The organism is Bacillus sp. JJ722, assembly GCF_036963345.1.
Classification (GTDB): Bacteria; Bacillota; Bacilli; order Bacillales; family DSM-1321; genus Bacillus_AD.
Genome location: NZ_JBALMO010000027.1, coordinates 1 through 3,547, shown reverse-complemented (window position 1 = coordinate 3,547; position 3,547 = coordinate 1). Strand labels below are relative to the sequence as shown.

Here is a 3,547-nt window from a genome sequence, read left to right as displayed (position 1 = left end):
AGGAGCTGGGCGCTGGAGCCAGACACCGCTTTCTTATCTTTTTAAAAAGACCTCTTGCGTTAAAAACGCAAAGAGGTCTTTTATTATACAAATAATTTAAACACAACTTTTTGATACTATTTCTCTCATATACTCTTCTAATTTTGGAATGACTTGATCATAGCTGAATTTTCTTGCTGTGGCTCTTCCATTTATACGTAAACGTTCTTTTATTAAAGGGTTACTTAATATTTCGGACACGCTTTTCACCAATCCTTGTATATCACCAGGGTCATTCAGTAAACAATTGTATCCTTGAAGTGTATATTCCTGAACTCCCCCACTGTTCGTCGCTACAACTGGCGTACCACAAGCCATCGCTTCTAAAGGAGGAAGCCCAAAACCTTCATACCAAGAAGTAAATAAAAGTAAATCTGCTTGCTGGTAACTATCCACTATGTCTCCTTGAAGCGGTTGAATCATATAATGGATAGGAAATACTGTTTCAATCTCCGGCTTTTGTTGACAAATCCATTTCACTTGAAAACGTAATCCATTCGACCATACTTGCTCTAATGCTTTCAATGCATCAGAGAATCCTTTAAAGCGTAACCCTGGGCTTCCTACTAATAAAATTATTGGAATTATAGACGCCTTTCGATCTGGTTTTGGTTTAAATAAGGTAATATCAATACCATTTGTTATAACAGGAGTATCTATAGCATATCTAGCTTTCAATACTTTCGCGACAAAAGAAGAAACACTTACTATTGGTACGCCCGCATTATAACAAAGGTCAAGACTACTTCTAATCCCGGGAATATATTCGTAATCTGGAATATCTCCAAATAATGATTCATGACCTTGTTCCCAATAGAAAACCTTTGTTTTCTTTCCTTTGAACTCCAATAGTTGATAGATCCATCCAACTACAACAATATCACAATCTTCCGTATGATCGGCTAGCAATTCTAGTGGAGAAACTAATACCTCTTCATCCACTGTAATTTCACTCCATGGCGGAAGAACTCTACTCCCTTCCTCACCTTTAAAATAAGCCGTGATATGATGACCACGTTTTCTTAACATTTGCATTTGAGTAAGAAGCATCTTTAACTCACCTGTTACACTATGGTGTGGCAAAACATAACCAATTTTTAACGGTTCTTTACTTACACTGGTTGTTTCAACTTGTTTCTGAACTCTTCGAGGATATATTTTAATTATATTAGCGCCATTATCACCAACATTCACTTGACTAAAGTGATAATCAAAGTCGACAAAATCAACAACAGTCCATCTACTTTTATGTCGTTCTAATGTATTGCCTAAGTATTCTTCTTGAGGTGCTGGATTGATTGGTGTGGAGACTATTAAGGAGGTATTCGTTATTTTTAGTAGGTCTTCTAACAGCTTCAGGCCTTCCTGTTTATCAAAATGCTCTAAAACATCGATAAGGAGAACGGTATCGTACTTCTGCTGTAGTTTGGGTAATACCGTGTAAATTTCACCGTAGTACATCTCGTTATATACATAATTATGAATTGGGTTTTGATATGCTTCAAAACCTTCGATTCCGTCAATTTTCACGCTCCAATCTTTCTTCTCATACCGTTCGTATGGTATGTCTAATACTTCACGTAATAGAACACCATACTTTCCAAAGCCGATTCCAATATCTAAAATCGACGTTGGATGATCAAGTAACACTAAATCAATAATAGCCGGGGTTGCTTGATACCAGCTTGTTGGCATTACTAGTTCACCTCATTTATTCATTTTACAAGTAAGACAATTGTTATTTGCTTTACTAAATGCAAAATTTCTCGCCTTAGCAAAATTATCTTCCCACTCGAAATCATAGATTTGATCTGTATAGGTTCTGACAATTTCTTTAGTATGATCACTTGAACCGGTATCTACAATAATAATTTCATCAACTAAAGAAGCTACACTTTTTAGGCAACGTGAGATAACTTTTTCTTCATTTTTCACAATCATACATAAAGAGACCGAAACCACTTGATCCTCCTCCTATTGACTATTCATTTAAATGTATGCAAGAAGAGTTATATTATTTCCTGTACATTTTTGTAACGCACTGTTTCTCTTCCATAAACCTAACTTCCTACATGCAAAATCTCAGTCTCTTTATTAACCAGAATTAATTGAGTTTTCATAGATACAAAAAAAATAAGCATTTACTGTGGTAAAATGCTCATTAACTTTATTATGTTTATACTAATCTTTGAATGGATTTATAGTTTTCTCCTCTTCTTTTGCAGCAAACGAATATTTCTTGCCTACTTTTGTTTACTGCTCACATTCTCTGTTAAGTATTCAAAATGGTGTATATATATATCAGAATTCAAAATAACTTCTACGGTTTGGCCATTATTAAATTGGAGTAGTTCATGAATGGGGTTGATAGATCGAATAGTGGAAGAATTTTTAAATAAACGATATTGATATAAGATGTAACAAATGGTTGCACACTTAAAAGGCAACGTTCTAAATATTTCTCTTCATCTTTCACAATCATGCACAAGCTAACGGAAGGTTCTTTCATTGTTGTACCTCCTTTTGTCGCTTTAGATTTTCTTTTGCAATACACCTATTTCGCTCGCGAGCCAAGGCCTGCTACTACATATAGCTTTGTACAATTGTGGGTAACATTGCTGTAAATGAATTAACGCATCTATACATATGTTCAAATATTTATCATTATGAAAGGTATTCTGTGATAGTTTTTGAATTTCATTTAGATATTCATAAATCTTCTGTTGAGATACATCTAATTCAATGTTGCAATACTTATTTCTTGGGGATCGCTTAACTATTTGAACATCACTAAGAAGCTTAAAAGATACAGCAATGTTTTGTTCCAAGGTATCTCTCTCAATTTTGTGTAAATCATACAATCCAAGAACACTTATAAATTTCACCATAAATAATAAATACTCCTCAACAAACCCCTGCCATTTAATATCGCTTTGTATTGTTTGTTTGTCATCTCTGGAACTGTTGCTTTTTAGATCATTGCATCTTCCCTCATCATCAACATTTACGACAATCACTTGAATCATCCTTACTACAATCGCAACTGCCACTAGAATCTTCTTTACAACAACANNNNCTTTTATATTATTTTTATCAAGTAACATAATATCTTCTAATTTAAGCTGGAGCATGATTTGAGATTTAACAATAGTTCGCAACATTTGATTAACGCTATCATTAATCGATAAATAATCACATAAATCTTTAGGCTTACTTTTTAAGAAATATTGTAGTTTCTCTCCCTCTGCATTTAATACATGTGAAAGACCCATTTCCTCCATCGCAACGGATGCTAAAAGCAAGTTAATAGCATCATTTCGGTTAACGGAATCAAATGATTTAATATTTGGGATATTAGGTGAAGACAAAGACATATAGTTCTCTCCTCTCGAGTAAAAAACTTGGTCCATAAATCTGGAAGAAATCATTTCTTCCTACAGTACGCTCGTCACTAGGCATTTGTGCATGTACAAATGCAGAAAATCCGCCACCAATAAAGTGAAACTTT

The 3,547-nt window shown here is 34.2% G+C and carries 2 protein-coding genes and 1 pseudogene; all 3 read right to left on the bottom strand.

What is annotated here, in order from left to right; translation table 11 throughout:
• Positions 1 to 96: 96 nt before the first annotated feature.
• On the bottom strand, positions 97 to 1,734 hold the full coding sequence (locus V7014_RS04385; RefSeq protein ID WP_335504558.1) for a glycosyltransferase: 1,638 nt from the start codon (positions 1,732 to 1,734) through the stop codon (positions 97 to 99).
• Between the two features lie 42 nt (positions 1,735 to 1,776).
• A pseudogene (locus V7014_RS04380) lies at positions 1,777 to 1,980 on the bottom strand (glycosyltransferase); the annotation flags it as partial.
• A 379-nt stretch (positions 1,981 to 2,359) separates the two neighbouring features.
• Positions 2,360 to 2,548, bottom strand: coding sequence for a hypothetical protein (locus V7014_RS04375; protein WP_335504556.1), 189 nt, complete (start codon positions 2,546 to 2,548; stop codon positions 2,360 to 2,362).
• Between the last annotated feature and the right edge of the window lie 999 nt (positions 2,549 to 3,547).

Excerpts from the sequence above, each read along its gene's own strand:
- V7014_RS04385 (WP_335504558.1), bottom strand. The coding sequence starts at position 1,734 with ATGCCAACAAGCTGGTATCAAGCAACCCCGGCTATTATTGATTTAGTG.
- V7014_RS04375 (WP_335504556.1), bottom strand. The coding sequence starts at position 2,548 with ATGAAAGAACCTTCCGTTAGCTTGTGCATGATTGTGAAAGATGAAGAG.